Annotated in this window: 29 protein-coding genes; 10 read left to right on the plus strand and 19 right to left on the minus strand. The window is 63.0% G+C overall.

Annotated features, from left to right (window positions below):
- Positions 1-183: 183 nt before the first annotated feature.
- The 4 genes from G4G27_RS14860 to G4G27_RS14875 form a co-directional block, all read right to left on the minus strand.
- Positions 184-3039, minus strand: coding sequence for a PAS domain-containing protein (locus G4G27_RS14860; protein WP_244624345.1), 2856 nt, complete (start codon positions 3037-3039; stop codon positions 184-186).
- A gap of 7 nt (positions 3040-3046) precedes the next feature.
- Positions 3047-4525 carry an ATPase domain-containing protein gene (locus tag G4G27_RS14865; protein ID WP_183109378.1) on the minus strand — a complete coding sequence of 493 codons (1479 nt, stop codon included), beginning with the start codon at positions 4523-4525 and terminating at the stop codon, positions 3047-3049.
- A 313-nt stretch (positions 4526-4838) separates the two neighbouring features.
- Positions 4839-5228 (minus strand): hypothetical protein, encoded by a 390-nt coding sequence (locus G4G27_RS14870; protein ID WP_183109379.1) that lies wholly within the window; start codon positions 5226-5228, stop codon positions 4839-4841.
- Between the two features lie 164 nt (positions 5229-5392).
- On the minus strand, positions 5393-6289 hold the full coding sequence (locus G4G27_RS14875; RefSeq protein ID WP_183109380.1) for an HNH endonuclease: 897 nt from the start codon (positions 6287-6289) through the stop codon (positions 5393-5395).
- Between the two features lie 135 nt (positions 6290-6424).
- Between G4G27_RS14875 and G4G27_RS14880 the strand changes: the two genes are divergently transcribed.
- From G4G27_RS14880 to G4G27_RS14895, 4 genes are all read left to right on the plus strand, one after another.
- Positions 6425-7165 carry a PilZ domain-containing protein gene (locus G4G27_RS14880; protein WP_183109381.1) on the plus strand — a complete coding sequence of 247 codons (741 nt, stop codon included), beginning with the start codon at positions 6425-6427 and terminating at the stop codon, positions 7163-7165.
- A 110-nt stretch (positions 7166-7275) separates the two neighbouring features.
- Positions 7276-7698, plus strand: a complete 423-nt coding sequence (locus tag G4G27_RS14885; protein ID WP_183113819.1) for a hypothetical protein — start codon at positions 7276-7278, stop codon at positions 7696-7698.
- Positions 7699-7872: 174 nt separating this feature from the next.
- On the plus strand, positions 7873-8271 hold the full coding sequence (locus G4G27_RS14890; protein WP_244624346.1) for a hypothetical protein: 399 nt from the start codon (positions 7873-7875) through the stop codon (positions 8269-8271).
- A 217-nt stretch (positions 8272-8488) separates the two neighbouring features.
- Positions 8489-8635 (plus strand): hypothetical protein, encoded by a 147-nt coding sequence (locus tag G4G27_RS14895; RefSeq protein WP_183109383.1) that lies wholly within the window; start codon positions 8489-8491, stop codon positions 8633-8635.
- A gap of 35 nt (positions 8636-8670) precedes the next feature.
- Here G4G27_RS14895 and G4G27_RS14900 read toward each other — a convergent pair whose 3' ends face one another.
- Genes G4G27_RS14900 through G4G27_RS14920 form a run of 5 tightly spaced genes read right to left on the minus strand, consistent with a single transcriptional unit; the run spans position 8671 to position 10699 of the window.
- Positions 8671-8913, minus strand: a complete 243-nt coding sequence (locus G4G27_RS14900; RefSeq protein WP_183109384.1) for a hypothetical protein — start codon at positions 8911-8913, stop codon at positions 8671-8673.
- Positions 8873-9271, minus strand: a complete 399-nt coding sequence (locus G4G27_RS14905; protein WP_183109385.1) for a hypothetical protein — start codon at positions 9269-9271, stop codon at positions 8873-8875. The genes G4G27_RS14900 and G4G27_RS14905 overlap by 41 nt, the downstream gene beginning before the upstream one ends.
- Entirely contained in the window at positions 9268-9636 is a 369-nt protein-coding gene (locus G4G27_RS14910; protein WP_183109386.1) for a hypothetical protein, read from the minus strand. Before G4G27_RS14910 ends, G4G27_RS14905 begins: the two co-directional genes overlap by 4 nt.
- Entirely contained in the window at positions 9633-10286 is a 654-nt protein-coding gene (locus G4G27_RS14915) for a lysozyme (RefSeq protein WP_183109387.1), read from the minus strand. Before G4G27_RS14915 ends, G4G27_RS14910 begins: the two co-directional genes overlap by 4 nt.
- Complete coding sequence (locus G4G27_RS14920; protein ID WP_210275205.1) at positions 10283-10699, minus strand: hypothetical protein; 417 nt, start codon at positions 10697-10699, stop codon at positions 10283-10285. The genes G4G27_RS14915 and G4G27_RS14920 overlap by 4 nt, the downstream gene beginning before the upstream one ends.
- A 666-nt stretch (positions 10700-11365) precedes the next feature.
- Here G4G27_RS14920 and G4G27_RS14925 point away from each other — a divergent pair.
- The 6 genes from G4G27_RS14925 to G4G27_RS14950 all read left to right on the plus strand — a co-directional run bounded on the left by G4G27_RS14925 (position 11366) and on the right by G4G27_RS14950 (position 16912).
- A complete protein-coding gene (locus G4G27_RS14925; protein ID WP_183109389.1) occupies positions 11366-11512 on the plus strand; it encodes a hypothetical protein in 147 nt (48 codons plus the stop codon).
- Positions 11513-11718: 206 nt separating this feature from the next.
- Positions 11719-11904: a hypothetical protein gene (locus tag G4G27_RS14930; RefSeq protein ID WP_210275206.1), complete on the plus strand. Its 186-nt coding sequence runs from the start codon at positions 11719-11721 to the stop codon at positions 11902-11904.
- Between the two features lie 320 nt (positions 11905-12224).
- Positions 12225-12959 carry an FkbM family methyltransferase gene (locus G4G27_RS14935; protein ID WP_183109391.1) on the plus strand — a complete coding sequence of 245 codons (735 nt, stop codon included), beginning with the start codon at positions 12225-12227 and terminating at the stop codon, positions 12957-12959.
- Between the two features lie 166 nt (positions 12960-13125).
- Positions 13126-13818 (plus strand): FkbM family methyltransferase, encoded by a 693-nt coding sequence (locus G4G27_RS14940; protein ID WP_183109392.1) that lies wholly within the window; start codon positions 13126-13128, stop codon positions 13816-13818.
- Positions 13819-13931: 113 nt separating this feature from the next.
- Positions 13932-15614, plus strand: coding sequence for a carbamoyltransferase C-terminal domain-containing protein (locus G4G27_RS14945; RefSeq protein WP_183109393.1), 1683 nt, complete (start codon positions 13932-13934; stop codon positions 15612-15614).
- Positions 15611-16912 (plus strand): hypothetical protein, encoded by a 1302-nt coding sequence (locus G4G27_RS14950; RefSeq protein WP_183109394.1) that lies wholly within the window; start codon positions 15611-15613, stop codon positions 16910-16912. The genes G4G27_RS14945 and G4G27_RS14950 overlap by 4 nt, the downstream gene beginning before the upstream one ends.
- Before the next feature lie 59 nt (positions 16913-16971).
- Here the strand turns inward: G4G27_RS14950 and G4G27_RS14955 are convergent, their stop codons facing one another.
- The 10 genes from G4G27_RS14955 to G4G27_RS15000 all read right to left on the minus strand — a co-directional run bounded on the left by G4G27_RS14955 (position 16972) and on the right by G4G27_RS15000 (position 26905).
- Entirely contained in the window at positions 16972-19374 is a 2403-nt protein-coding gene (locus G4G27_RS14955) for a sialate O-acetylesterase (protein ID WP_183109395.1), read from the minus strand.
- A gap of 111 nt (positions 19375-19485) precedes the next feature.
- Positions 19486-19797: a hypothetical protein gene (locus tag G4G27_RS14960; protein ID WP_183109396.1), complete on the minus strand. Its 312-nt coding sequence runs from the start codon at positions 19795-19797 to the stop codon at positions 19486-19488.
- A 32-nt stretch (positions 19798-19829) separates the two neighbouring features.
- Positions 19830-21278 (minus strand): hypothetical protein, encoded by a 1449-nt coding sequence (locus tag G4G27_RS14965; RefSeq protein WP_183109397.1) that lies wholly within the window; start codon positions 21276-21278, stop codon positions 19830-19832.
- A gap of 37 nt (positions 21279-21315) precedes the next feature.
- Complete coding sequence (locus G4G27_RS14970; RefSeq protein WP_183109398.1) at positions 21316-21825, minus strand: hypothetical protein; 510 nt, start codon at positions 21823-21825, stop codon at positions 21316-21318.
- Positions 21825-22295: a hypothetical protein gene (locus G4G27_RS14975; protein ID WP_183109399.1), complete on the minus strand. Its 471-nt coding sequence runs from the start codon at positions 22293-22295 to the stop codon at positions 21825-21827. The genes G4G27_RS14970 and G4G27_RS14975 overlap by 1 nt, the downstream gene beginning before the upstream one ends.
- 156 nt (positions 22296-22451) lie before the next feature.
- The gene (locus tag G4G27_RS14980) at positions 22452-24233 is read right to left on the minus strand and encodes a hypothetical protein (protein WP_183109400.1); all 1782 of its coding nucleotides are present in this window, start codon (positions 24231-24233) and stop codon (positions 22452-22454) included.
- A complete protein-coding gene (locus tag G4G27_RS14985) occupies positions 24230-24574 on the minus strand; it encodes a hypothetical protein (protein WP_183109401.1) in 345 nt (114 codons plus the stop codon). Before G4G27_RS14985 ends, G4G27_RS14980 begins: the two co-directional genes overlap by 4 nt.
- Before the next feature lie 16 nt (positions 24575-24590).
- On the minus strand, positions 24591-25220 hold the full coding sequence (locus G4G27_RS14990; RefSeq protein WP_183109402.1) for a ubiquitin-activating E1 FCCH domain-containing protein: 630 nt from the start codon (positions 25218-25220) through the stop codon (positions 24591-24593).
- Positions 25220-25837 carry a hypothetical protein gene (locus G4G27_RS14995; protein ID WP_183109403.1) on the minus strand — a complete coding sequence of 206 codons (618 nt, stop codon included), beginning with the start codon at positions 25835-25837 and terminating at the stop codon, positions 25220-25222. Before G4G27_RS14995 ends, G4G27_RS14990 begins: the two co-directional genes overlap by 1 nt.
- Before the next feature lie 63 nt (positions 25838-25900).
- Positions 25901-26905 (minus strand): inorganic phosphate transporter, encoded by a 1005-nt coding sequence (locus G4G27_RS15000; protein WP_183109404.1) that lies wholly within the window; start codon positions 26903-26905, stop codon positions 25901-25903.
- Between the last annotated feature and the right edge of the window lie 6 nt (positions 26906-26911).

The following is a 26911-nucleotide window of genomic DNA, read 5'->3' on the forward strand; positions in this document are numbered from 1 at the left end:
AAGCGCGGCGCGCGCGATCCAATGCCGGCGCGGTCCAGCGCCGCGATTTAGCCGCCGAGTGTTTCGGCGTGCCGCGATCGACATCGGGCGGCCGGATAAAGCCGTTCAGGGTCACCATGGGTCGTCAGAACAGGCCGAACGTCATTCGATATCGGTCGAATGCCAGTCAGGGCGATGCGCCCCCTAGCCGATCAGCTCGCGGATCCGCCCGCTCAGCGCGTCCATCGCGAACGGCTTGGTCAGGATGTGCATGCCGGGGTCGAGATGACCGTTGCCGATCACCGCATTCTCGGCATAGCCGGTGATGAACAGGATCTTGAGATCGGGCCGGCGGATGCGCGCGGCGTCGGCGAGTTGGCGGCCGTTCATGCCCTTGGGCAAGCCGACATCGGTGATCAGCAAGTCGATCCGCGCGGACGATTCGAGGATCGCGAGGCCGGCCGGGCCGTCGCTCGCCTCCAGCGCGTGATAGCCATGTTCGGCCAGCACATCGGTGACCAGCATGCGTACCGCCGCTTCGTCGTCGACGACCAGCACGGTTTCCCCGCTCTCCGCGGACCGCGGCGCCATACCGGCCACTTCGGTTTCATCGCCGGCATCGGCGCCGTGCGCGCGCGGGAAATAAAGGCACATCGTCGTGCCCTGCCCGACTTCGGAATAAATCCGCACCTGGCCGCCCGACTGGCGTACGAAACCATAGATCATCGACAGGCCGAGCCCGGTCCCCTCACCCAGCGGCTTGGTGGTGAAGAAGGGGTCGAAGGCGCGCTCGATCGTCTCCGCATCCATGCCCGATCCCGTGTCGGTGACGCACAGCGTGACATATTGCCCGGGCGGCAGATCGCGATCCTGCGCCGATTTGCGGTCGAGCCATTTGTTCGCCGTCTCGATCGTGATGCGCCCTTCGCCCGCCATTGCGTCGCGCGCGTTGATGCACAGGTTGAGCAGCGCGTTTTCGAGCTGGTTGGGATCGAGCAAGGTCGTCCACAATCCGCCCGCGCCGACGATTTCGACCTCGATCGTCGGACCGACCGAGCGGCGCAGCAGATCGTCCATCCCGATGAGCAGCCGGTTGATCGAGATCGGCCGCGGATCAAGCGTTTGGCGACGCGAGAAGGCGAGCAGCCGGTGAGTCAGCGAGGCGGCACGGCGCGCGGCCTGCTGCGCGGCATCGACATAACGCGGAATCTCCGCCGAACGCCCTTGCGCGACGCGCACCTGCATCAGTTCGAGGCTGCCCGAAATGGCGGTAAGCAGATTGTTGAAGTCGTGCGCGATGCCACCGGTAAGCTGGCCGACCGCCTCCATCTTCTGCGCCTGGCGGAGCTGTTCCTGCGCGCCCTCGAGTTGCAGCTGTGCCTCCTTCTCGGCGGAGATGTGCCGGCCGCTGGCATAGACCCGGCCCTCCCCGAACGATGCGACCCAGGAAACCCAGCGATAAGACCCGTCCTTGTGGCGCACGCGGTTCTCATACTGGCGCAAATCACCGTTTTGCACGCGGTGATAAGCGTCGTCGCTCAAGGCCTGGTCATCAGGATGGCTGAAGGCGAGATGATCGCGCCCAACGACTTCGTTCGGCTGCCAGCCGAGGATCGTCGTCCAGGCGGGGTTGGCCGCGATGAACCGGCCGTCTTCCGCGACCACCGCAAGCAGGTCCTGCGAATTTTGCCAGGTGCGGTCGCGTTCGCGGGTGCGCTCCTCGACCTGGCGTTCGAGCGTCGCGGCGAGATCGGCGAGCGATTGTTCGGCATGGTGGCGCTCGATCGCCGCCTGGGTGCGGTAGGCTACGTCACGGACAAAGGCGAGGTCGTCGGCCGGCCAGTCATGCACCTGGCCATGGTTCAGGAAGAGCAGCGCAACAAAGTCGCCATTGTCGACGATCGGCATGTTGAGCACGGCGCGAGCGCTGATCGCTTCAAGCGCGGCGGCGCGTTTGCGGGTGCGCGGATCCTGTCGCGCGTCGGCGATCGTCACCGTGTCGCCGCGCTTCAGGTCCTCGATATAGGAGCCATAGTCGCGGAACGAGAGAATGCCCGCGAGGCTCTTGACGCCGGGCCGGTTCCAGTCGCGATCGATCGTGATCGTCTCACGCAGCGGATCGATCACGCCATAGCCGGCGCGATCGACGCCGAGCGTTTCGCCGAGGATGCGCGCGGCGAGGATCGACATGTCCGCCGCGTCGGTCATCTGGCGCAGCCCGTCGCCAAGTGCGAGCAAGGCCGCCTGGCGAGCCTCGACCCGGCGGCGTTCGGTAATCTCATGCGAGACGCCGACGACGCGAGTGACGGCGCCGACGGGATCATGTTCGACGCGGCCGTTGATCTGCACCCAATGGATCGACCCGTCCGGCCAGCAGCAGCGATATTCGACATCGTAATCCGCGCCGGTATCGAGCGAGTGCCGCACCGCGCGCTGCATGTCCTCCCGGTCGTCGTCATGGATGCAAGTGAGCAGTTCGTCATAGCTGAACGCGTCATCGGCGCCGCGCCCGAAATGCGCCTTGCACTGATTGTCAGCGGTCAGCGTGACGGTCGCCACATCGAGCGTCCAGGCGCCGAGGCCACCGGCGGCGAGCGCCAGTTCGAGCCCCTCACGCCCGGCGCGGATGTCGTCGAGCCGCGCACGCGCCTCATATTGGCGCAGCCGTGCGCGCCGTGCAGAGCGCGCCAGGCTGATCAATGTCGTCGGATGGAAGGGCCGTTCGAGGAACGTGACGTTACCGAGCGTGTCGAGGAAGCGCACCGCGCCGGGATTGCGCTCGGGCCCGCCGCCGCGCTCGGTGAGCAGGATGAAGGGGAAATCGGACCATTCCGCCTGATCTTTCAGAAAATCCACCAGGCCGCGCAGATCAGCGCCACGCAGCGCTTCTTCGGTAAGGATCGCGAACCCCGCACCGCCGCGCAATCCCGTCACCAGCGCGGGCAGATCGGGCACCGCCCGTGCACCCAACCCGGCCTCGCGCAGCATCGCACAGGCGACTGCGCCGTCGCGGCCCCGAGGCGCAAAAATGATCGCCTCTTCTGTTGACGTACGATTCAACGCGCGCTCAAGCCCCTGTTGCGTTCAACAATCCTGCGCCGTTTCCCACCAGTTCGGGCACGCCCCGCAATACGCCCTGGAACTGCGTCAAGGGATCACCGAGCGTGATGCCGTTGGCGCCGATCATGAACTCGCGGATCGTATCCTCATGAGGACCGGTCCGCTTCTTAACGACCGAAATCGCTCTTCGGACGCGTCCCGTTGCTTCGAAATATCTCAACAGCACGACGGTGTCGGCGAGATAGGTGACATCCACCGGCGACTTCATGTCGCCGACCAGGCCGTGCTGCGCGACGGTCAGGAACGTCATCGCCCCCTGGCGATTCAGATATTGCAGCAATTCGTGCATGTGCAGGATCAGCGCCTGCTCCTCGGGCATGGCTGCCTGATAGCCGTTGAGACTGTCGATCACGACGGTGCGCGCCTGTTTGGCCTCGACACAGGCGCGCACGCGTTCGGAGAATTCGCCCGGGGTCAGTTCGGCCGCATCGATCTGCTCGATCAGCAGCCGGCCGGTGTCGAGCAGCGCCTGCAGATCGATGCCAAGCCCCTTGGCGCGCTGGAACAACAAGCCCAGTTCCTCGTCGAAGATGAACATCGCCGCACATTCGCCGCGAGCGATTGCCGATTTGACGAAACTCAGCGTGAGCAGCGACTTGCCGGTGCCGGCCGGGCCGAGGATCAGCGTGCTGGCGCCGCGTTCGAAACCGCCGCCGAGCAAAGTGTTGAGCGGGCCATTGTCGATCGCCACCGTCTCGCGATCGAACTTGCCCTTATACTCGGCCGAGACGAGCCGCGGAAAGACCCGCACGCCGCCGGTATCGATGACGAAGTCGTGAAAGCCGCCGCGATAGCGCCGGCCGCGATATTTGAGCACGCGCAGGCGGCGGCGTTCCGCGCCATAAGTGGGCGACAATTCCTCCAGCCGGATCACCGCATGGGCGACGCTGTGCACGGTCTTGTCCATCATATCGGCGGTGAGATCGTCGAGCATCAGCACGGTCGCCTGATGCCGCGAGAAATAATGCTTCAGGGCGAGGATCTGACGCCGGTAGCGCAGTGAGCTTTGCGCGAGCAGGCGGATTTCCGACAGGCTGTCGAGCACGACGCGCGCCGGCTTTATCCGTTCGAACGCGTCGAAGATCCGCCTGGTGGTTTCGCCCAGTTCGAGATCGGAGGAATAAAGCAGGCTCTGTTGCTGCTCCTCGTCGAGCAGGCTTTCCGGCGGGGCCAGTTCGAACACGTCGAAATTGTCGCCGAATTCCCAGCCATGCGACGCAGCACCGTCGCGCAGCTCCTCGTCGGTTTCGGACAGAGTGATATAAAGCCCTCGCTCGCCCGCCGCCGCGCCGGCCATCAGAAACTGGCTGGCGATGGTGGTTTTGCCGGTGCCGGGGTTCCCTTCGAGCAGGAACAACCGGCCGGGCGCGAAGCCCCCGGCGAGGATTTCGTCGAGGCCAGATACCCCTGTGGCGCAGTTGGTCATGCTTTCTCGCTTGTGCGGTTCACCAAGAAACAAGACTAGCGGGACGGCCGGCGGTTCCCATTGATGCGCATCAACCGGCGCGCGCGCCGTGTAGTGACACCCGCGATCCGTCGTCTTCGAGATCGGAGCATTGGGGGTTGAAAGAGGCGGACGATGTCCGAACCCGAGCGACGGTCGACAAGGGTGGCGGCGTCGGCAAGCAGGGCGCGCTTCTATTCGGTATTACGGCGAGTTTACTTAACCCCTAATCTTTTTTGGCACAGACCCGCGCCTGGCCGGCGCCAGAATGAATGCGATGATGGGGAGTCGTGCGTCAGACGTCCGGTTCGAACAGCCAGGTCATCGCCTCGGCCCGGTCGTCGAACACGCCATAGCCGGGGGCAATGCGGCGCGTCTGAAGCTTCGAAAGCGTGCTCGACACGAGCACTGCGATGCGGCGCGAGCCGATCGACCGGTCCGCGGCCATGCCCGCGAGGTGCGTGGTCACGTCCTGCGCCTGGACGGCATAGCCGGTCGAATCGAACAGCGTGTTCTGCTCGCCGATCGGGCATCCACCCTTGGTCAGCGCCGGCAACAAGCGGCGCAGTTCGTGGTCGAACCGTTTGGCGGTCACCTCGTCCCACAGGCCGAGCAGGCAGATTTCGACATATTTTCGCAGCGCGTCGATCCGAATCGTGAAGGACGGGTCTGTGATCTGTGGCATCAAAATTCCGTAACACGGGTCGCCCTAAGCCTTGCTTACGTAATGATACGGAGGCCCTGGCGGGCGCGGCCCAAAAATTCGCCGCCTGCAATTGGGCGCTTAGTGGGCCGCTTGTGGCGATAATTACGGTGATGTTGTAGATGGCACTCTGTATTCTATTTAGATCAGTGTTTGAAGCAATGGTCGCGATGCCATTGCAGGAAGTGCGGATGCGGACGATCCATCGCGCGAAGCGGCAGGAATGCGCGGCCGGTGCGGTTGATCATCGCGCGCACACTTTCAGCATCGTTGGCCTGACGCGAGACGAGGATGTCGAGATCGTCGGACAAGCTGATCAGGCCGCGATCGAACATCCAGTGCACGGTGCCCGATAGCGCGAGGCCGTTGCTGACAATGTCGGGTCCGTTGGCCCCGACCGGGCGGATATGCGCCGCTTCCGCCTCGGCGCGGCCACCACCGTTGATGAGGCGCAGGCCGGTGATGGCGCAACGCTCGCCATAGGCGCGCAGCACGATTTTGCGGAATACGCGGTCGCGGACGATCCGGCTACTGTAGAAGGCAATTCTTTCCCGCTCCTGATCATAGCTGAACGATGCGCGCTCCTCACGCAGCGATGACGCGTCAGGCAGATCGATACGGGGCAGCAGGTCATCCCGGTCGGCGAAACCGAGATCGATAATGCGGTTGAAATCCTGTGGCGAAATCGGCCTCACCGCTGCCTGAGCCCGACCTGAAAGCCGCTGTTCGTCGTTCAGCAGACCTTGTTCATGATGGCCGTCCGGGCCTTTAAACGCCACCGGGTTGGCGAATTCCAGATAGCTGCCGGGCTCGATCACCGCGATGTACATTTTTGCTATCGTCGGATCGGGGAGGATTCGCTGTACGCGCGCCATGGCGAAATAACCGCGCGAGTTCTTCACCTTCACTGGCTCGTAATAGAGAATCCATTGACCGACACATGGTTCTGCGCGCCCGAGATAGGGGGCGGGAAATTGATATTGCTCCGCCGGACTGTCGGCATAGATCGAGTCCTCGCGGTGGACAAAGACGCCTAGCGACATGGGGATCGACCTCCTGACCGACGTGATATCGGAGGTGACACGAAAAGGGGCATCGATAAAAGGGGCATCGGTAAAAATGGCCGCATCGGCACAACCACCTGTCTTCGCGCGTTCGGTTCGGGCAATGATGGGGAGATGAGCGGACGCCCCGCTCGTTCGAACCTGTCCGACCAAGGATTGAGTGACGACATGTCAGGCGGAGAAGCGCCATCCGATCCGGGCGCCGGACCGGCACCACCGGAACGTGCGCCGCGCCGCAACCTGTTGCTGGCCGCGACGATCGACGCTCCGGGCCTGCACGCGCCGGTGCGCATCCGTAACCTGTCGGAAAGCGGCGCGATGCTGGAAGGCGCGGTGTTTCCGGATATCGGCGAGCCCTTCACGCTGCGCCGCGCCGAGTTGAGCATTACGGCGACGGTGGTGTGGCGCGCCGGGTCGCGCTGCGGCGTCAGGCTCGACGGGGTGGCGACGGTCGCCGACTGGGTCGCGGGCAAGCGCGTGGATCCGGGGCCGGGCGCGGGCCGCAATCAGCAATATGTCGACCGGGTCCAGGCCGCGGTGCGCGCCGGCACGGTCTATCCCGACACGCAGCAACCCCCCGCCCCGGCGGGCAAGATGAGCGAGGCGGACCTCACCGCGCGGCTGGCGCAGGAGCTCGCCTATGTCAAACGCTTGCTGGAGGCGGTCGGCGACGAGCTGACCGATGACGGCCTGATCGTGCAGAAACATTCCAGATCGCTGCAGGATTTCGACCTGGCCTGCCAGATCCTCGGGCATCTCGCGGCGATCCTGGCGGCGCCCGACCGGGGCGCGGCAGTCGATGCGGTCGCGCTGCAGGATCTGCGCGCGCGGTTGCAGCGCGGGGCTATTTTCTAGAACGGCGCCGCGGGTCAGTGCTGTTCGGGGACAGTATCCGATCGAAAAAACATACTTCTACTGAACAGAATTTTTCTGATAGTGGAAAAGAAATCAGGGGGATTTTGACAATGATTCGTCGCGCTATCGCGGCTGCCACTCTTCTGGCCATCATGCCTTCATCGGCGATGGCGAAAGAAGAGAAGAGCAGCCTTACACACGGCATGGTCCAGCTTAACGTAAAGGTCGGCACGACTACGCAGGCCGAAATAATCGAGTCATTCGGTGCGCCGAATATCACGACAATCGACGGATCGGGCCAGGAAATGTGGGTCTATGACCGCCATGCCACCGTCAGCTATGACAAGTCGTCGGGCTTTTCGATCGGCTTGCTGCTCGGCGGCGGCGGCGGTGATGTCGGCGGTGGCGGCGGACTTGGTTTCAGTTCGAAAAAATCGACGTCAAGTGAGTCGAGCCGCTCCATGACGCTGATCATCAAGTTCGATGCGAACAAGGTGGTCAGCGATTTCAGAAGCCGTAGCAGTTCGTTTTAATCCGGGGGGTCGGTCGTGAATAAATTTATATTGTCAGCGCTTTTAGGTTCCGTCGTTGTTGCGAGTTCGCCAGCGGATGCGAAGAAGAAGCCGGTTGCTCCAAGTGCTTTGGAACTGCAGCAGCTCCAGTCGCGTGATATCGAGGGCACCAAGGATCAGATTTTCGGCGCAGTAATGTCCGTTCTTCAGGACTCGGGCTATCGCATCCAGGCGGCCGATAAAGACACGGGTCTGATCACCGGCATTGCGTCGACCACTGGCAAAATGACCTACAGCCTGTGGACCGGTTTCGGAAAATCGAAAAAGTCGCCGATCGTCTCGGCCTTTATCGAGCAACGCGGCCCCGGCATGACACGGGTTCGATTGAGCTTCGTCATGGGCAAGGTCAAATCGACGATCTACGGATCGGGCGCGCAAGACGAAGAGCCGATTTACGATCCGGCGGTTTATCAAAAAGCGTTCGAACAGATCAACCAGACGCTGTTCATTCGCGCTGGCATGGATGCTCCTGCGGCGACCGCCGCATCAACGGCGGCACCAGTGGTCGATCCGACCGGAGCGGTCAAACCCTGAACGAGCGGGGCTTCACCATTCGATCCTAACCGGGCGGCCGAGTCCGCCGGCCTTCGCCGGCGGCTCGGCCCGGCCGGTCGCGCCCTGCGCTCGGACCGCCGCAGCGCGGTTTCGGCCGATCCCGTTGCGCGGGCCGGTCGGCGCATGACGTCGGTATCGCCGGCATTCGCGCCTATATGCGCTCACGCAATCTTCCCGATGCCATCGGAGGTTTCGTATGCGTACTGAGTTGGGCTATTTGATCTTGATCCTCGTGCTGGTGGCGCTGGCGCTGGCCTCGTTCGGTGCGCGCGCATGGGTGTCGCGGGGGCGGGAGCGGTCGTTCCGGTATGAATTTGGCGGGCGCGACGAACGCAAGCGCTGAACGCTGGGGGGCCGGGTACCAATAAGACGCCCTGGTCAAAAGATCCCCCACAGCTTCGGCCGCGCCTTCTTCACCGCCGCCGCATCGCGCGCTTCGCAGCGCGACACGATCGCGATGGTATCCGCGGTGCGGCCATTGGCCTTGTCGAGCTGACCCGTTTGCGCATCGCCGAACGCCACCCAATCACCGACGCTCTTCCCCTGCGGGAGCGGCGCGCCGGCGACCGGCACGCGCCAGTTATCGGGGATCAGGCTGCTGCACGCATTGGGGGTCGCCACGATAAGCGGCGCGGCGGCACAGGCCGGCAAGGCCAGCATCGCGCACGCCGGCAGCAACGGGCGCAGCAGCGCCATCGGCGGAACGGATCGCATCGTCATTCTCCCTGGTGAGATGGTCGCCGGCGGCATCGGCCGCCATACGGTTACCGAGCGTTTCGACCGCGTCGGCGCCGCTGTGCAGCGCGGCACCGGCCTGGCCGGTGGCAAGCCGGGTTTCGGTCTGCGCGGCCCGGGCGCGCTGCCATTGCTGCCAGCCGAACAGCGCAAGCACGACGGCCAGCGCGGTCATGATCAATGTTGGAATCGGGGCGGGAATCAAATGGGTTCTTATCCAGGCGCCGATCGGCAATGGGATCATGGCCGATCCTCCTTCTGTGCCGTCTCGCCGGGCCTGAGCATCACGTCAGGCGTGGGGGCGGGTGTATTGCCCGCCTGCGCCGTGGCGGTGATCGCGGCGAAGGCGGCGGCGGTGTTGCGGGTCTTGTCCTCGTCACCCTTGTTGGCGGCGAAGTGGAACGCGAAGATCATGTTGAGCAGGCCAGTCAGGGTGACCGCCTGAATGATCACCTTGAACACCTCGACCTCCCATAGCGCGGGTTCGTGCATCGCCATGCCGAGCAGCAGCGCGGCGAGCGCGAAGGCGCCGATCGTCACCCATTGCCGCTCGCTCGGCCAGCCGGGCAGGCGATCGAGACAGCGGTCGAGAAAGGCCCAGAAGGTCATGCCCCCGCGCCTTCCGCATCGGCCACCCCTTTGGCATCCGCAGCGCCGAGATACATTGCGCGTTCCACCGCGCGCCGGCGGGTGAGGCCGTTCAGCACCTTGCCGGCCTGCTTGTTCCAGCGCGGGAACTGATCGGCGGCCTCGGCATAACGGCCCGCGAGATGGAGGCGCAGCAGCGTCGAATTGCCCAGCGCCGCCGTGCCGATATTATAGGCGAGGCTGACCATCGCGTCATATTGGCCCTGCGTGGTCCACGGGCTTTGCGCGTCGGGGTTTTGCGCAGCGGGACGTTGCGCGGGGACGCCGAGCAATGCCGCGACCGTGCCGCCGAACCGGTCGAGATCCGCCGCAAACGCGGTGTCGGCCTGTGCCTGAGTCCATACCAGCCCGAGCCGGATGCCGGGACCGGTCGTGCCCCAGCCGATCGTCGGCACATCGTCGGGCGTCGGCAGATAGGCGGTCAGCCGGCATTGCTCGAAGCCCTTGATCAGGCGGGCGCAAGCGGCGGAGGGGGCGAGCGCGGGCTGGCCAGCGGGTGGCGGTAGCGGAACACTGGCCAGCACGGTATTCACCGCGGTCACGTCCGCCGCGGTCAGGGCCTTGCCCTTGATCTGGCGGATCGCGTCGAACAGCAGCTTTGCGGCGGTCATGGCGTCACCTTTCCGGAGAGCAGCGCCCAGGCGGTGACGGCGGCGCCGACCAGCCAGCCGAGCGCGGGCGATTTGAGCAGCATCCGGCCGATCGTCCTGGCCCCTTCGCTGCGGTTATTGGCCGCCTCGAGCGTCGCGAGGCGGATCTTGAGATCGGCGATGTCGGAGGCGAGCGGCCCGAGCCCGACCACCTCGCGCGTCAGCCCATCGAGTTTGGCGGAGAGATTATTGACCGAATGCACGACCTCCCGCAGCTGCCCGCGCATTTCGCCCAGGATCATGCTGTTTTCATTGAGGGTCGGCATGGGGTGTTCGGTGGTGGCGCGCGGCGGACTCAAAGCGGATACTCCCGTTGCTGGAGTTTCGCGATAACGCCACCGCAACACGGGTTGAATCGACGGTGGCCAGAGCATCGAGCGCTATTTCAAACGCATGGCAGCGGCTCTGGTCAGGCGCGAGGCCCGGATGCTCTCAGCCGAGCGGCAATCCCGTTTGGGTCGGAGATATGGGACACCGGTCGGTGCATATCTTCGCCCGGGATCGGGAGCGATCGAGTCACGCCGGGCCGAATGGGCGGTCGAGAGAGATATGGGACACCCCTGGTTGTATATCTCCGGAGGTGAGATGGCCGTATTATTCCTTATTAATCAACGACTTATATAGATTTCAACATTGCCACATCGTGGCGGGATCAGAGGAATCCACAGCCAGCATCACGCTGATGCGATCGGGCCGAAACGTGATTGCATTGATAGCATTGATTGCATTTGGTCACGGCCATCGTCACCGGTCAGCCGAAATCAACACCGCCGTTTGTTCGAGATGAAGTTCGGGCCGGCTACGAACCAGCGAACCGCCAGAGCAGCTATGATTTGGGTGGCTTCACTACCACTTCCAGCGGTCTCCCTGCGGGACCTCTTCCGTCATGGTACCGTAGGCCATAAACCCAACAAACAACGCCAGGGTACGCCGAGCATGATCGCCGCACCGTAGCGCACCCATCAATGCGATGCTCCCGTTGCTGGAGCAGCGTGATGGCGCTACGGCGGCGCAGGTTGAGTCGATTGGTAAGGCGAAAGATGAAACGCAGCTTCTGGGATCGCTTTGGTGCGGCCATCATTCTGGGCGGCATTCTGGCGCTGTTCGCGGGCCTGATGATCTATGGCAACGCAACACAGGAAATCGAGCGAGGGAACGATCGGCCTATGGGCGGCGCACATCAGTAGTTGCGCCACATTCCCGGTCTCGATGCGATTCGATTCGCATGTGCAGCGATCGTCGCCCTCGGTCATTATTATGTCGACTGGGCAGCTCAACTTGCCTTTTTAGGCGCGACGCCCGCAAGGCTGATAGGTGACAGGGATCAAAACGCAATCGGCTGATCAAGAAGGCGATCAATGCTGTTGGCCTGTGGCAATTGTTCGATCTCGCGATGACGCGCGGCAAGGGATACCATTTCTCCCCCGGCGACGGCATCTTCTACAGCTATTCGGTCTTCAATGACGTGCCGGTCGTGCGCGCGAAGTTCCCGGCACTGCGCTTCATGAGCACGATGACGACCGAAGGCCCAAGCCTTTACCGGCAAGCACCTCACGTCGCGGTATTCGGGCAGCGCTGATCCGCACACGTCCCGACATTCCGGAAACCAGCGCTAGGCCGTAACGGCCGCGCCGACCAGCCAGCCGAGCGCGGGCGATCTGAGCGGCATCCAGCCGATCGTCCTGGCCCCTTCTCTGCGGTTATTGGCTGCCCCGAGCGTCGCGAGTCGGCCCTTAAGATCGGCGATGTCAGAGGCGAGTGGCCCAAGCCCGACCACCTCCCGCGTCAGCCCGTCGAGTTTGGCGGAGAGATTGTTGACCGAGCGACTGCCGCGACGCCAATAGCACCTTGTCTAAATGCACTCGAAGCGCGAGAAGGCCCACAGGGATGGAGCGACTTATGAAAGCATGGCAATTTGCGAGCAAGGTGGGAGCTCGCATTTCAACGAAAATGCCTAGGCTTGGAGCCCCACTTCAACTGATGGCCCACCGTCGCATTGGTGAGCTTGAACTCAACCACATGCGCGAGCTGGCTGATCGGGAAAAGATCGCGCTCGATATTGGCGCAAACTGGGGGCCTTATACGGGCGCTCTTCGCGGACATTGCAAGGCGGTGATCGCCTTCGAGCCCAATCCCAACTTGGCTAAAATGCTCGCGCGCGCATGGCCTGGCATTCGGGTGGAGCGATGCGCCTTGAGTGATCGTGACGGTGTCGCCATTCTACGCATGCCAGTTACTGCAACAGGCCAGATGCTGCCCGGTTTCGCGTCCATCGTCGATGACCCAGCGTTCACTAACTTCGTGGAACAGCAGGTTCCGATGCACAAGCTCGACGATTTCAAGCTGGAGAATGTCGGTTTCATCAAAATTGATATCGAAGGGCACGAGATCGCTGCAGTTCGAGGCGGCTGGGATACGATCTCCCGTGATCGGCCGGTCATGCTGATCGAGAGCCAGTCCGAACACGCAGTTGGCTGCCCCGACGCGCTTGTCGATCTACTGGCGACGCTCGGTTACGAGGCGTCGTTCCTACACGAAGGCAAGTTCAAACCGTTCTCGGATTGGTCGCCCAACCTTCGTGCAACAAACTATGATGGCCCAATCAACAATTTTATTTTTCGAGCTAACCGATAAGTTAGCAGAGAAAAAGGTCTGCGGCAAAGATCATCCAATATTTAACTTGTAGCGGAGAAAGAACTTGGAAGCACATCGACCAATGCCGATGAAGATACTCCCACAGGTCCTTCGCAGCTCTGTCTATAGCCGTTACTACGCAAAGCGACACCGCCAATAGCCGCAATTGTTCGACCGAGCAACGTTGCGTCATGCGCCTTCCGTTGCGATGGTAAACCTAGTTCCCGGCGATATTATTTCCGGCTACATTGCTTTCACGGGTGAATATGAACCCGATCTTTCCGGCCGCATTTCCACTCTTGCCCGGGATGGCGGGCTGTTCGTGGATGTTGGCGCCAACATGGGATATTTCTCGCTGCTTTGGGCGGGCGCCCGACGCGATAATCATGTCATTGCGTTTGAAGCCTCGCCAGGAGTCTATACCAAGCTAATCGGTAACGTCGCAGCCAACGGCTTGGGCGATCAAATCGAGACGTTGGCAAAGGCCGCGCTCGACAGCACGGGAGAAATCACCTTTGCAGTCGGACCGCCAGACCAGACCGGGTGGGGCGGCCTCGCGCCCGAAGGCGGCGAGGGTGTGACCGTCCCTGCCGTGCGCCTCGACGACGTTGTCGGCGACCGAACCGTCGCTGTTATGAAGGTTGATGTGGAAGGCGCGGATTTACTCGTATTGCGCGGCTGCGAACGCCTGCTCAAAGAGAAGCGCGTTAATCGGATATTTTACGAGTGTAACCCTACCCGTATGGCTGAACTCGGCCTTGCAGTTGACGATGCCGAGCGATACCTTTCCGAGGTCGGTTACAGGACATCGCCGATCAACAGTCTGAGAACCGAATGGATGGCCGTGCCGCGCGAGTAAGGCCCTAAGAATACGTCGCGTAAGCCGCATTCCTTCGTTTCGTCTTGGCAACAGCATTTCCAACGTTATGAGACGTTCCCGAAGAAAGTTCAGGCGGGGGCAGGTGGAATTTAATGATCGTTCTTGGCATCAATCATAGCTCTTATCACGATTCCTCCGCGGCAATTGTCAAAGACGGTCTCCCAATTTTTGCCATAGCCGAAGAGCGGCTGAGCAAGGTCAAGCATGACGCCGCCTTTCCCGACCTGGCGATCAGGGCTTGCTTAGACCATGCCGGCATCACCCTCGGGGAAGTCGATGAAATCGTCATCGGCTGGCAGGAATATGCGCAAAGTCTCAAGCGGACCGTCGGCAACGTCCTGTCACGCAAAGATCCTATGCCGTTCAAGGCGCTCCCCGGGTTCATCGTTCGCGATTCTTTGGCCCAATATCAACGAAAAACCGAGCGAATGATGAAACGTCATTTCACGGGTAAGTTCGTCGCCCCGCGCCGCATCGATCACCATTATGCGCATGCGCTGAGCGCCTATGTGCCGTCGGGAATGGATGAAGCAACGGTCGTGGTAATCGATGGTCGTGGCGCATGGGAAGCGTCGAGCATCTGGCACGGAAAAGGCACCCGGCTGGAGCATGTCGAAACGATCAATTTTCCAAATTCACTTGGGCTATTCTACGCGACGTTCACCGGATTCCTCGGCTTCGAGAAATATGCCGATGAGTGGAAGGTCATGGGGCTGGCGCCTTATGGCACGCCAGGCGCGGTCGATCTTTCGCCGTTCGTGTCCTATGGCGACGGCCGATACGAGGTGCGTTCCGACCTGCTGCTGTTGCGCGAGGGGGACCGCGAATATGCCGGCGTGGAACGCTATCTCGGCGCGGCACGCGACCCTGATGCCGAACTGACCCAGGCGGACCGCGATCTGGCCTGGGCGGTGCAGGACATGTGCGAACGCGTCGAGTGCGACTTCATCGCCAAGGCGATCGAACGCGCCGGCAGCCGCAACCTGTGCATTGCCGGCGGCGTCGGCCTCAATTCCAAGGCGAACGGCCTGTTCCTGCAAAAGGAACTGTGCGACGAGATTTTCGTCCAGCCCGCGGCCGGCGATGATGGCGTTGCACTGGGCGCGGCGCTGGCCCCCTCGTTCGAGGCGGGCGTGCGCGAGATGACGCAGATGTCGGCTTATCTCGGGCCGAGCTTTACGCGCGAACAGGTCAGGGCGGACCTGATCAAGTTCAAGCTGCCTTTCCGCGAAGTCGAATCGCCGGCCAAGGCCGCGGCCGAACTGCTCGCCAAGGGCGCGCTGGTCGGCTGGTTTCAGGGGCGTGAGGAATTCGGTCCGCGCGCGCTCGGCCACCGGTCGATCATCGCCGATCCGAAGCCGATCGAAAATCGCGACCGGGTCAACAATGCGGTGAAATTCCGCGAGGAGTGGCGGCCGTTCGCGCCGTCGGTCCTGGAGGCGCATTGCGACGAGCTGTTCGAAAGCTATCAGGACAGCCCGTTCATGATCCTGACCTTCCCGGCCAAGCCGCTCGCCAAGGAGAAGCTGGCAGCGGCGATCCATGTCGATGGCAGCGCGCGCGTGCAGACGGTGCGCGAAGGCCGCAACGATGTGTATTTCGACATGATCAGCGAGTTCCACAAGCTGACCGGAACACCGGGCGTGATGAACACCAGTTTCAACCTGAAGGGTGAAGTGATCGTCAACACCCCGTTCGACGCGGTTCGCACCTTCTATACCTCCGGGCTGGACGCGCTGGTGATCGAGAACTTCGTGGTTGAAAAAGGCGTTTGATCAATCGCGCCAAATCGCGATTGGTGCGCCTGTTTCCGTCCCCGCGCCTGCTCCTTCAGATCGTCGAACAGTCATTCGCGACGATCGCGGTGCAGGCGTTGGGCGCGATCACCACGCTGTCGTTCGTCCATCTTTTGCCGCAGTCCGAATATGCGTTGTTCGGGCTGTGCATCGTCAGCCTCAATTTCATCGTCGTCAGCAGCGATCTCGGCCTGGGCGCGTCGATGCAGTTCTTCTGGCGCGAGGCGGTGCGCGGCGGAGTGGCATTTCCGATCCGCTATCGGGCGATCCTGCGGCTGCGGATCTGGTTCTTTGGCCTGTCGTCGCTGATCGGCCTGTCGATCCTTGGCGTGATGATCGCGCGCCATGGCGGCACGACCGCGACGATCGCGACGTTGCTCGCGCTTGTCGCGGTGACCGGCTGGCTGCAGGTCAAGAGCGGCATGACGGTGTCGCTCGCGCGGCTCGGGATGCAGTTGCGGCATGCCTATTCCGCCGAGCTGATGGGATCGCTGGCGCGCGCCGCGTTGGCCGGGCTGGGGTTTTTCCTCCTGATCCGCGGCGCCTGGTTTCCGCTTGCCACGATGGGCGCGACCACACTCATCACGATCATGATCGCGCGGCGCAGCGTCGATCCGGCGGTGTACCGCGCGACGAATGCCCAGGCCGAGATGAAACCGGTGCTTGGTTATGTGCTGAGCACGATGCTGGGCACGATCATCTTCACGACGCAGGACATATTGGTCTATTCCCTGGCGTCGCTGCACGGCAGTTCGCAAGTGATCGCGCAGACCTTTGCACTGGGCCGTCTGGCCGCGATCTTCGTCGTGATCAGCGGCGTGATGGCGAACGTGATCATCCCGCGCATCGCCAATTTGAGCAGTGACGGCCATGCGATCCGCAACGGATTGCTACCGCCCGCGATCGTGGCGCTTGGCTGCGCAATGCTGACCGCATTGGCAGCGGGTTTTTCGGACCAGACGCTGCTCCTGCTGGGCAGTGCCTATGGCGGCCTCCGTCTCGAGCTCATCCTTGCGCTGTCGGCTGCGTCGCTCTCGCTCGTGGCGCAGATGCTGGGCCGCTTCAACCGCGCCATGGGTTGGGTGAAGATCGAAACCATGGTCTATCTGGTGCACATCGTCGCCATTGTCGGCGTCGGTTATTTTTCCAGCTTTACCAACACGAGAGCGGTCCTGACCTTCAACCTGATTCTTTCGACCTTTTCATTCGTCGAGATGCTGTTCATCACCTGCGTCGGTTTGCGCACGCTCAGGCAACGGGCGAAGGGTGAAGGGTGAAGGGGGAAGGCTGGGCAGCGCCGGGCTGGGCTGATCGCCCCTCCCCGCGGGTGCCGCCTTTAGTCGGTGGTGATCGACCAGCCCTTGGCGATCAGGCTCGCCTTTGCGGTCGCGCCGGCGCCGGATGGTGCCGCCTGCGGATACACACCGACCAGATATTGCGAAAGGCTGGCCGATCCGCCGCTCTTGCCATTCGCATCGAGCGCGACAAGGCGCGCGTTCACCTGCGCGACGGTCAGGCCCGACACGCTGTGTGCGTAGGTGACGAGATTCGGGGTGAGCGTGAGGTCAAGGTTCGCGGCGATCGCGGGACAGCGGGAGAGGCTCAATCCGGTGAGGCCATTCAGCTTCGCCAACAGCGGATTGCCTAGTGTTGCCGCGGTGAAGCCGGCGGTCGGCCCGATGCCGAGCGCCCGCATCCTGGCGCCGGAAAGGCGATACAGGTCGGCGTCGGTGATGATGATGCCGCTGACCGTCTCGTTCGTGCCGTTGATGTTCAGGCCGTTCAGCGGAAAACCTTCGTCGATCACCGAAACCGCGGAAATCCGGGCGTTGCCGGTAAATGCATTGATCAACAGCGACGCGCCGGTCGACGCGTGAGCATAGAAAACGACCTCTTTCGGATTGGCGTTGGGGAAGGTCCAGGCGAGCGATTGGGTCGCATCGACCCGGTTGACGCCGCTCGTGTCGTACGCGGTGGTTGCATAGGGCGTTGTCGGGTCGTTGAAGACGCTGACATTGAAAGCGCCGTTCGCCACCGTCGTCAGCGCGAGACGATACCAGTTGTTGACCGGTGGCAGATGCGACAGGAGATCGGCATATTTGGTGCCGTCGGGAACGGCAAACAGGCCGTTCGACCGCGTAAAGGCCAGGCCGGCGGTCGCCATGTCGACGCCGAGCAGATTATATCCGGTCTGATCGTAATGCAGCGTGTCGCTGAAATAACCCAGGCCCGAAAAAGTCTGCGCCAGATTGGAGCCGACCTTCATCCAGCTCGAAAAGGCCGGATCGGCGGCGACCGCCGCCTGCGACGCCCTGATCTTCGCCGAAGCGACCGCATTGCCGCCCGACTGATTGGTGCCGAGATTTTCGGTCAGCCACCAAATGTCGGGGAAGTCGGACTTCACGCGCGCGGCGAATGGCCGAAGCGACGCCTCATGGGCCGCCTGTGATGCACCGCCAAGGGCATCCTGCTCGCCCTGCGAATGATAGATGATCTTCTTTTTGACGGCGAATCCGAAGCGCTCGATCTCGCGAAGCGCGCGCTGCATATGGTCGCGCATATAATTGTCGTAGAGATTGGCGGGATCGGACAAATCCCAAGTGCCGCCCGACAGCGATGCGATGTCGGTCGTGCCGGCCAGAGCGGCTTTATAGGCGGCGACCATCGAAGACCCGCCGACCGCGCAATCGACGAAGATGACCGCGCCACCTCCGCCCGCCGCCCAGGTCTGTGCGAAAGCCGATTGCGGCCCGCCAAAGGTGCGGCCGAGGCGGCACGGCCCGAGCGGCAGCACAGCGCCAAAGCCGCCGTTATTATAATGATATTCATAACCGTAACCGGCGCTGAGGGCAGTCGTGGTGGCATAGTTGGTCGAAAAGCCATCGGCGTTCGACTGGCCGACCATGAACACCACCGTCACCGGCTCATAGCCGGAGCCAGGGATTCCGAGCAGCACAAATCGCGTCGGCCATACGCCGCCCGCCCTCGGTCCGTACTGACGGCCGGAGCTGGTATCGATGTAAGTCGCACCGTCGGGACCCCCCGTCAGGGCGTTTGGTGCGCCGCGCCCGTACATGATCGGGGTAATCGACGCATTGACGGTAGCCGCAGCGGCGGTTGCGATCGCGGCCTGCGCCGTGGCTTGCGTTGCGGCCGCCGGCGCCGCGATGATCGCAGCGATATTGGCTGCGGCCACGTCGATTGTTGCGACATGGGGCGCCACCGTCGAGACCGCCGCCGCGTGAGGCGCGACCTGCGCGACCTGAAGGGCGATGCCGGCGACGTCGCCGATGGTATCCGGGCCGGTGAGATCCGCGGCGACCGCAGCGATTGACGGCAAGCCGGGCACGATTGCGGCGATCTCGCTTACATGCGGCGCGACGGCGGCGATAGATGTGACGGCGCCCGCGACCGTTGAAATATCGCTGCCCGCCAGCAAATTCTCGCCCACTGCGACGATCGATGCCACATCGGACAGGGGAATCTCGAGCCCCTCCTCCCCGAGCGGTACTTTCAGCGCGCGGCTCGCCTTGTCCTCGGTGACGAGAGCCTTGACCGCGGTGACCGTGCCGCCGGTGGCGGTGAATTCCACGGTGTAGGACAGGGCCGGGACGGCCGTGCCGTCGACCTCGACCAGGATATCGGCCGCGCCGACGATCGAGAAATCGAAGCTGAACGCGGTTTGCGTTCCGTTCGCGGTATAGGGTCCGGTGAATATTGTTGGGCTGATTGCTGCCACATGCGCCTCCTGATGAGAGGCGCGGGGTAATGGGGTTGGCGAGGGGTTTGAATCGGGCGCGGGGACATCGCGCCGGGCAGGAGCATTTAAATGTTCAGCGTTGTGGTCCCATTAGTTATATTTCGGGTCGTTCATGAGACACCAATCCTTATTATATCCGCATAAATTGCAGGGCCGCAAAACATCCAGCGTATCCAAGTGTTTGTTATTAGATGCTTTAGTTATCGTAAGCACGGCACGCTCCCCTGCGACCAGCATGTCCTTTTGTATCATGACGGCAATTCCCCGAACACGAATAAACTCAGGGCAATCGGCCAGCTTCCCCCGATTAACCCGATCAATCGCCGCCGAAAGCCACGGCGCGGCCTCCGGCCAGTTGGGAACGAAATATTCGACAAAGCGGATGATACCGGCTGTGCGCACGGGGCTAACCTTACCCTCGTTCTCATCGCTGGTTAAGGCGGCAATTCCATCACCGGCACCGACCGGGACATCGCCGCATTGAGCCTCAGCGCCATCGCGCTTTGCTGCACCCCCTCCCAGACACGTTGCCGCATGATCACGTCATTGGCGGGCGGATCACTGCGCCAACCCCGCTGCGCGGCGTTCAGTGCATCATAATCCTCCGGCGTCATTCGGTCACGATCAAGCCGCAGGTCGCGTTCGACAAAGGCTTGGCGATCGGTCGAGGCGAGCATGGTGAGGTCATACGCCGCCTTGCTGTGCAGCTTGACCGGTTCAGGCCTGGCATTGTGCCGCGCCTGACGCGTGAGCGCCTCAAGCGCCTCGGGATCGAGGTTGCGGCGCATGGCAGGCGGCAGTTGCGCGACCGAAGTGAATCCCTCGCCGAGCCGGTCGGTCAGTTCGAACGCGGTATCGCGCGCGGCGCGCTGGTCCTGCGCGATCCGGCGTTCATTCTGTGCCGCGCGCGCGGCGGCGTCGTTCAGCGCCGCTTCCTCCACCTCAGGAGGCAGGTCTTGCTCAGCCAGATACGAATAGATCGCAGGCAGGTCGGCATTTCGCGGCGCATAGGGTTCGGCCGGGCCGGCGCGGTCGCCGGCGGCCGATGCGCCATAGGTATCGATCACCGCCGCCGCGCGACGCTCGAGCAATGGCTGGCGCAGGCTTTCCTCGATCTCCGCCCGGTCCCGTGCCGTCATCTCGTTTTGATGCGCGCGATAATATGCATCCGCCGCGATCGCATCTCCAACGGTCAGCCCGTCGACCGCCTGTTTGTGGATGTTCGAGACATAGTCGTGCTCGGCGGCAATCTTACGCGCCGGGTCCCAGCCCTCGACCAGCGCCCGGTTGTCCAACGCCCTGAGACCCGTTGCAACATGATCGACGAACTGCGGCATGCCGACATGGTCAAGTGCGTTGGCGGCACTTGCCTCCATCACATGTCCCGACTGCTCACCCTGCCACACCCGCTTCTGTTCATTGGCATAGGTTTGGATGCCCGCGATATCCTGATCGATGCGCGGTACGATCATGCGATCGAACATCGCCGCCACATGCGGATCCAATCGCTGACGCGCCTCGTCGCGGTACCGCCCCAGTTCCACCGCCATGCTCCCGGCGGCATCGACTGCCGCCTGGCCCGTGCGGTTGAAATAGGCCTGGTCGCCGCTGCGCAGGATTTCGCGCGCGCGTGTGTCATACAGCGTATAGCTCTGCTTCAGCGCGGCATCGGCCGCTGCCGCATCATCGCTTTCGCGCTGCGCCGCAATCAGCTGCTGCTTTTTCTGCAGGTCCTTTGAAACGCCGCCCAGCGCCTCGCCAAGCGTCGCAAGGCCGGATCCCACCGCCTGCAAGCCCGTGCCCGTATAATCGCCGGGGCGAAATTTGGCATCCGTCACGGCGGCGAGGCCAACGCGGTTCTCTTCGATTGGGACAGTCGGCATCAGTGCGCTCCGTTCCGGCGTGAACTGTCACGCATGTTCAATATCCCTGCTTCTTCATCACCGAGACATTCGACGCGCCGCCCAGTGCGGTGGACACCGCGCTGAACCCCGCATTGATCAGCGCGCCGCTCGCCTTGGCGCGATTGGCGGCGGCCTCGGAGCGATAGTTGAACGCGCTGATCTCGAACCCACGGGTACGCTGGTTGCCGCCCTTGTAGATCTGCGCGAGATCCTCCGCGCCGATCATCGCGGTGTCTTTCTGCACATCGACCGCACTGCCGAAATTCAGGTCGACGCCGTTCGCCGCCATCGCGGCCTGTTGCGCGCCCTTGATCTGCGCCAGTGCGCGACCGCGGCGCTGTGCCTCCAGATTGGTGTTCTCGATCGAATCCTTCGCCTGTTCATTGGCCAGGCGGTTGTTCTGGTCGGCGATCGACGCCTGATAGCGATATTGCTGCGCCTGGCCGATGCCGGACATGATCGCCCCACCGGTGGCCATCACGGTCGAAGCGATGGCCAGCGGGATGGCGAGTGCGGGCGGGCACATCAGCGGCGCTCCAGCGTGAAAGCGATGAATTCGACCTGGTTGTGCACGACCGTTTCCTTTCCAAAGGCAAAGCCCATGCGCGCCAGAAAGCGGATCGCGCGAGCGTTCCGGCATGCGACTAGGTTGGATAGGCGCGGGGTTGAATCGAGCATCGCCCCGATCGCGCGGGGCCCGTGATGCAGCAGCGCGCGCGGCTGGCGATAAACAATATCGGTGCCGAGCAGCCAGGGCCGCCCCTCGCCATATAATGCATTGGTGACGACCAGGCCGAACATCGCCTCCGGCCGACCATCGACCAGCGCGGTCAGGCACAGGGACGAGGCCGTGAGACCAGCGCGCAGGGCCTGTTTGGGGGTATGGCCCAGCGCGGCGCATTCGATCCGGTCATGCTCGCGCAGGCGATGGGCGATCGGGCCGATATGCGTTGCGCGCGCGGGGACGAGGGTCACTTCAGACATGCGGTCGAGCATTCTTTAATCCTCCCCTCTGGGGGGGGGACCATGAGCCAAAGGCGAATGGTGGAGGGGCGCGAGCAAAGCGAGCGTCCCGGACCCGGCCAAGCCCCCTCCACCATTTTGCTGAAGGAGCAAAACGGTCCCCTCCCCGGTTCCGGGGGAGGAATAAGGCTATTCCGAAACACTGGGATCGAGATAGATCGCGCTGATCGTCATCGGCAGCGGGTCGTCCGACCGCACCACAACCCGCGCGCCACCGTTCAGATCGGGGCGCAAATAGGTTTCGAGTAGTCCGGTCTGCAGCGCGTTCGGCTGACCCGGCACCTCGTGCGTGCGCCCGCGCAGCGGCTCGAGCGTCGCATCGGTCGGCCCGGCCTTTAGCGCGCGGCTATCGACCACGCGGATCACTGCCTTGGCCTGGCTCTGCACCTTGGCGACGGTCCAGCCGCTCTGTCCCTGCACCGCGAGCGGCAATGTCTCGACCGTCGCCGAATAAGGCAGTCCCGCCGTCACCTTGTTTGCGGCGAAGGGCAGTGTGACCATGCCGTCCGCCACCACCAGCCCCGCCACGACATTGCCATCGGCCAGCGCGGAGATCGTCATCCCTTCGAGATGCCCGAGGTTGCGCAGCACCGCCGCCGGTTCCTCGAAGATATAAGTCACCGCGCTGTCGAGGAAGCAGCAGTCCGCCACCTCGGCCCAGCGCGTCGCGGCCATGCGTTCGATCAACAATTTGCCGCCCCGCCTGACCGTCAGATAGAGCCGGTCCTCATTCCCTTCGGACACGACGCACACGCTTTCGACCAGGCCGTTCGTCTCGCACAAGGTCCAGCCCCAGACTTGCTGTTCCTGTTCCCAGGTGAAGCACAACAGCTTGCCGTCATCGCGCACCGCCCAGACGATCGATCGCGGTTCCTGCGCATAGGCCCAGGCCTTGATGGTGAAGCCACGGAACAGGTGGGCTGAGAAGATCGTCACGTCGTTGGAATCGATCGAGTCGGTCTGGAACTGATAACCCAGGGTTCGCACGCCATTGCCGACGCTGGTCTGGTAAAAACACACGCTGTCGATGACGAGTGGTGACAAGCGCGACGATCCGCGCCCGTTCTGACGCCGCACGGCAAAGTCGGTCGCGCTGAGCACGCCGCCCTGCCCGCCCTCGATCTTGAAGATGCTGTCCGACGTCAGCGCGAGCAGCGTGTTCATTGACACAAGCTGGTTGACCGCATTCACCCGTCCCGCGACGAGCGCGAAGCTCAGCGCATCCGACGCCTTGAGCGGCCGGGAGATATCCATGATTTCGAAGCTGCCCGATCGCGACCCGTACAGCGCATTGGGATGGTTCGCCGTCCGCGCCCAGAGCAGCCTTTGTTCGAAGAATGTGACGGTCGATGGCCAGTTGCCGAGCACATCGAACGGGTTGGCGCCGACCGGCGGGCCGTCGGAATAATCCGGCCCGATATTGTCGTCGATGAAGGATGTCGTGGTAGTCGTGCCGATATAGCCGAATTCCTGCGTATTGTCGGCCTTGAACACGCGGAAACGCAGGTCCGTGCCCGGCGGCGCGGTCCAGCTGATCGCGTTGTAATTGCGCTTCAGCGTCAGGTCATTGCTCGCGCTCTGGGGCAGCGATGCGCGGCTCTCCATGCCCGACACATCGTCGACCGCGGTCACGATATAAGTGGCGGTCTGGGGGAAATAGGCATCACCGCTATTGGCCGCATCGGTGTTCGGCGAATGCGCCGACGCGCTCAGGATGACCGGCTCGCCAAGCGTCGGCGTGAAGGCGATGGTGGAAAAGGTCCAGTCGGTGTGGTCCGTGCGCACGAGCTTGGTCGGCGCATGGTTGAGGTGCGCGAGATACATGGTGTCGGCCGACTGTTCGAAGTCGACCTCGGGCAATTCGGCACCATTATAGGGCGAGCCGACGCGGTAGATGCGTGCGACGCTCATGCATAACCTCCATCGAGTTGCTGGTCGGCCCGCTTATTGTGGCTCAGGATGCCGTTCGAGACGTAAGTATGAGCATCGGTAACGGTGATCCTGGCGACCCATGCCGAACCGGCCGAAGTGCCGATGTCGCGCATCCTGACCCACGCGCCATCGATCCACACCGGGTGCTCGCCCGTCGCGCGTAACGCGTTCCCATCGATTGTCGCGGCATAGACCGGCTTCCACGCCATCTCGATCGCTTCGACTGGATAGTCGCCCTCCTCCATCGTGTCGGCATGGCGGGTCCGCAGCAGCATCCCGATCTTGAGGAAACGTGCTTCGATCGTCTTGCCCGACGACAACAGGATCGGCGTGTCGTCAACGACGCAGAAGCCGCCTGAGCCGCCGCCGCCACCGACATCGGGCGGCGGCGGAGGCGGTGGTGGGGAGGAACCGGCGGCGGAGGGGGGGGGGGGGCGCCGCGACCCGCGTCGTGCCGTCATTGTCCGCCGTGAAAGCACCGAACCCGGTCGAATCGACATCGATCGTGAAATGCGCACTATCGCCGACGCTCAGCACACGGGCGACGCGGCCATTCAACTCGGTCGTGCCCTCGATCCCATCGAAATAGACCTGATCGCCGACCACATATTCGTGATAGGCCGCCTGGATCATGGTCGTGGCGCCCAGGGTGATCGCCTCGATCGTCAGCTTTTCCTCGATCACCAGACCACCACCAGCGGCCGGGCGCATATAGCCCTGCCCCATTTCGAGCGCGTAGGTCTGTGTCAGCGAGAATTGGAACGGCGTTAGCCGCACGCCCTGATCGGCATAGACTTCCGCCACCAGCCGGGTACCCGGCCGTTTGGTGACGCCACCATATTTCAGGATCGTCACGTTGTGCGCGCGGCGCAAGCCAACCTGATAGGCGCCGACATCGACGCGCGCGAGCAGGTCTTCGCTGATCTCGCCTTTGCTGAAATTGGGCTGACCGGTGCGCAATGCCATCAGATATCCCCGCCGGTGATGGTCCGCGCGATCAGCACCTGGTCGGTGAAGGTCCCGTCATATTGTGCATCACGCTGTGGCTGGCGATTGCGGTCATCGGCGATCGCGCGCTGTGCGGCGACTTCGGCCTGTTGCAGCAATTGCGCCTTCATCTCACGGCTGTCGCGCACCGGCACGGCAAGCCGCGCGGCCAGCGCGAAGGCAAGCGCATCGACGAACATTGCGGGCATCGCCGCCTCGGCAACCTGATTGGGCGAATATTCGAGTACCGCATTCGCGGTCTGAGCATACAGCACTCCCGCCTCGACGATGAAGCATTGTCCTGCGGCCGGCACCCATTCACCAACCGCAGGTACCAGCCGCTTGGCGGTGCCGAGATCGGCCGGCAGGCCGTAAGCATGCGCCCATTCGCTTGCCCGTGGATTGAGAGTCAGCGCGGGCAGCGCCGCGATCTTCGTCGCAAAGCTCCATTCGTGCCGCTCAAGCAGCAGCGTCAGGCATTGCGGATAATATCGCGCGCACTCGCGTGCCTCGATACTATTCTCATCGATATCGGCGATCGGCGGCGCGCGAAGCTCCCCCAGTGCCAGGTTACAAACGGTGATGCTGATGGTCATAACCCGGCGCTAGGGCAAGTGGCACCATGGTTGAATCGGGCGCGAATGCTGCGCCAGCGCGCCCTACAGCAGGGCGACCAGCCAGTAGAAGATCGCGCCGACGATCGCCGAGGCCGGAATGGTGATCAGCCAGGCGACCACCACCCGGCCAGCGACGCTCCAGCGCACCGCCGAGGCGCGCCGCGCCGCGCCGACACCGACCACGCAGCCGGTAATGGTGTGAGTGGTCGACACCGGAATGCCGAAGGCGGAGGCCGCGAACAACATCACCGATCCGCCGGCCGACGCGCAAAAACCCTGCTGGTGCGACAATTTGGTGATCCGCGTGCCCATCGTCTCGATGATCTTCCACCCGCCCGACAAGGTGCCGAGCCCGATCGCGATATAACAACTCAACACGACCCAGCCGGGAACATGGAATTCGCCGCCCAGCATGCCCTGCGAATAGAGCAGCACGGTGATCAGCCCCATCGTCTTCTGCGCGTCATTGGCGCCGTGGCCGAGCGAATAGGCAGCGGCGGAAAACAGATGCAGCTTCTTGAACACACCCTCGGCCCGGCCCGCCGTCGCGCGCATGAAGATCCATGCGGTGGCGAGCATCAGCAGCATCGACAGGATCAGGCCGGTGACCGGCGACACGACGATCGCCGAAGCGGTCTTGGCGACCCCCGACCAGACGATGCCGTCAAGTCCCGCACGCGCGGTGCCGGCGCCGATCAGCCCACCGACCAGCGCATGGCTGGACGAGGATGGAATGCCTTTCCACCAGGTCACGACATTCCAGAACATCGCGCCGACCAGTGCGCCGAAGATCACTTGCGGATTGACGATATCCTTGTCGATGATGCCCTTGCCGATCGTCTCCGCGACCTTGAGCCCGAACACGAAATAGGCCGCGAAGTTGAAAAAGGCGGCGAACAGCACCGCCTGGACCGGCGATAAGAGCCGCGTCGAGACCACCGTGGCGATCGAGTTGGCCGCGTCGTGCAGGCCGTTGAGGAAATCGAACGCCAGCGCCAGCGCGATCAGCGCGAACAGCAGCGGCAGGGCGATGATGGTCGTGGTCATGGTTAG

The organism is Sphingomonas sp. So64.6b, from assembly GCF_014171475.1.
Classification (GTDB): domain Bacteria; phylum Pseudomonadota; class Alphaproteobacteria; order Sphingomonadales; family Sphingomonadaceae; genus Sphingomonas; species Sphingomonas alpina_A.

Bases quoted from the DNA above. Each gene is read 5' to 3' on its own strand.
- G4G27_RS14865 (WP_183109378.1), bottom strand. From the start codon at position 4,525: ATGACCAACTGCGCCACAGGGGTATCTGGCCTCGACGAAATCCTCGCC.
- G4G27_RS14870 (WP_183109379.1), bottom strand. From the start codon at position 5,228: ATGCCACAGATCACAGACCCGTCCTTCACGATTCGGATCGACGCGCTG.
- G4G27_RS14875 (WP_183109380.1), bottom strand. From the start codon at position 6,289: ATGTCGCTAGGCGTCTTTGTCCACCGCGAGGACTCGATCTATGCCGAC.
- G4G27_RS14880 (WP_183109381.1), top strand. From the start codon at position 6,425: ATGAGCGGACGCCCCGCTCGTTCGAACCTGTCCGACCAAGGATTGAGT.
- G4G27_RS14885 (WP_183113819.1), top strand. From the start codon at position 7,276: ATGATTCGTCGCGCTATCGCGGCTGCCACTCTTCTGGCCATCATGCCT.
- G4G27_RS14890 (WP_244624346.1), top strand. From the start codon at position 7,873: ATGTCCGTTCTTCAGGACTCGGGCTATCGCATCCAGGCGGCCGATAAA.
- G4G27_RS14895 (WP_183109383.1), top strand. From the start codon at position 8,489: ATGCGTACTGAGTTGGGCTATTTGATCTTGATCCTCGTGCTGGTGGCG.
- G4G27_RS14905 (WP_183109385.1), bottom strand. From the start codon at position 9,271: ATGATCCCATTGCCGATCGGCGCCTGGATAAGAACCCATTTGATTCCC.
- G4G27_RS14910 (WP_183109386.1), bottom strand. From the start codon at position 9,636: ATGACCTTCTGGGCCTTTCTCGACCGCTGTCTCGATCGCCTGCCCGGC.
- G4G27_RS14915 (WP_183109387.1), bottom strand. From the start codon at position 10,286: ATGACCGCCGCAAAGCTGCTGTTCGACGCGATCCGCCAGATCAAGGGC.
- G4G27_RS14920 (WP_210275205.1), bottom strand. From the start codon at position 10,699: ATGCTCTGGCCACCGTCGATTCAACCCGTGTTGCGGTGGCGTTATCGC.
- G4G27_RS14925 (WP_183109389.1), top strand. From the start codon at position 11,366: ATGAAACGCAGCTTCTGGGATCGCTTTGGTGCGGCCATCATTCTGGGC.
- G4G27_RS14930 (WP_210275206.1), top strand. From the start codon at position 11,719: ATGACGCGCGGCAAGGGATACCATTTCTCCCCCGGCGACGGCATCTTC.
- G4G27_RS14935 (WP_183109391.1), top strand. From the start codon at position 12,225: ATGAAAGCATGGCAATTTGCGAGCAAGGTGGGAGCTCGCATTTCAACG.
- G4G27_RS14945 (WP_183109393.1), top strand. From the start codon at position 13,932: ATGATCGTTCTTGGCATCAATCATAGCTCTTATCACGATTCCTCCGCG.
- G4G27_RS14965 (WP_183109397.1), bottom strand. From the start codon at position 21,278: ATGCCGACTGTCCCAATCGAAGAGAACCGCGTTGGCCTCGCCGCCGTG.
- G4G27_RS14970 (WP_183109398.1), bottom strand. From the start codon at position 21,825: ATGTGCCCGCCCGCACTCGCCATCCCGCTGGCCATCGCTTCGACCGTG.
- G4G27_RS14975 (WP_183109399.1), bottom strand. From the start codon at position 22,295: ATGCTCGACCGCATGTCTGAAGTGACCCTCGTCCCCGCGCGCGCAACG.
- G4G27_RS14980 (WP_183109400.1), bottom strand. From the start codon at position 24,233: ATGAGCGTCGCACGCATCTACCGCGTCGGCTCGCCCTATAATGGTGCC.
- G4G27_RS14990 (WP_183109402.1), bottom strand. From the start codon at position 25,220: ATGGCATTGCGCACCGGTCAGCCCAATTTCAGCAAAGGCGAGATCAGC.
- G4G27_RS14995 (WP_183109403.1), bottom strand. From the start codon at position 25,837: ATGACCATCAGCATCACCGTTTGTAACCTGGCACTGGGGGAGCTTCGC.
- G4G27_RS15000 (WP_183109404.1), bottom strand. From the start codon at position 26,905: ATGACCACGACCATCATCGCCCTGCCGCTGCTGTTCGCGCTGATCGCG.